This is a genomic window from Vibrio sp. 1874, assembly GCF_033344395.1.
Classification (GTDB): Bacteria; Pseudomonadota; Gammaproteobacteria; order Enterobacterales; family Vibrionaceae; genus Vibrio; species Vibrio alginolyticus.
Window position 1 is genome coordinate 1 of the sequence record NZ_JAWPOR010000137.1, and the last position, 1,152, is coordinate 1,152.

The following is a 1,152-nucleotide window of genomic DNA, read 5'->3' on the forward strand; positions in this document are numbered from 1 at the left end:
GCGACGTCTCTTCGCTTGAGTGATCTTGGTTATACCAACAGTGCTCAAAGCGTATTGAAAATTGGTTTCAACAGTATTGACCAATATCTTGAAGGTTTAGGTGATGCGATTCGTCGACCATCTGAAGAATTCGCAAAAATTGGAGTAAAAGTGGATGGTGAGTACCGTCAGCTCAATACCAACATTCTCCAGATTGAAAATGAATTGTACGCACCAATTCGTCCGAAACGCGTAGCGAAAAGGGGTGAGAAGCCATCAGACGCATTGAGTCGCGCGGGCGTGGAATACATTGAAGTGCGCTCATTAGATGTGAACCCATTCAGTGCCGTTGGTGTTAGCGAAGAGCAAGTTCGTTTCTTAGATCTTTTCCTAACGTGGGCGGCGTTGTCAGACTCTGACCCAATGGATAACTGCGAACTAGAATGTTGGCGTGACAACTGGAACAAAGTGATCATCTCTGGTCGTGAAAAAGGTTTGATGCTGCAAATCGGTTGCCAAGGTGAACGCTTATCTTTGCAAGATTGGGCAAAACGAGTATTCGTTGAGTTGCGCCAAATCGCAGTAGAGATGGATTCTGCGGCTGGTGGCGATGCTTACCAAGCTGTATGTGACAAGTTAGAAGCATGGATTGATAACCCTGAACTGACGATTTCTGGCCAATTGCTTGAGCTAACCAAAGAACTTGGTGGACTTGGCAAAGTAGGTTGTGCTCTTGGCATGAAGTTCCGTGAAGAAAATCTGGCTCACGGTTACCAACATTACTCGCAAGATATAATGGAAACGGAAGTGGCTTCTTCAGTTGAGAAACAGCGACAAGCGGAAGAAAGCGATACGTTATCTTTTGACGAGTTTCTGGAAAACTACTTCGCTTATCTAAAACAATAATCAATAAGTAAGGATTGGGTGGGATTGAACATTAAGCCGTTGGTTGTATCGGTTCTAGGAAGTGTGTTGCTTGCGGGATGTGCGACAGCGCCACCAAAACAGCAAGATAACCTATGTGAGATATTCCGAGAAAAATCTGGTTGGTATGATGATGCGAAAGATATGGAAAAAGAGTGGGGAACGCCCATTCATGTTGCCATGGCCATCATCAAGCAGGAAAGTAGCTTCCGCCATGATGCCAAACCACCCAAAGATTACGTATTGGGT

General features: G+C 45.1%; 2 pseudogenes. Both read left to right on the top strand.

The annotated features are described in order from the left end of the window. Positions 1–885 (top strand): annotated as a pseudogene (locus R8N46_RS25110) (glutamate--cysteine ligase); the annotation flags it as partial. Positions 886–909: 24 nt separating this feature from the next. After that, positions 910–1,152, top strand: a pseudogene (locus tag R8N46_RS25115) (hypothetical protein); the annotation flags it as partial.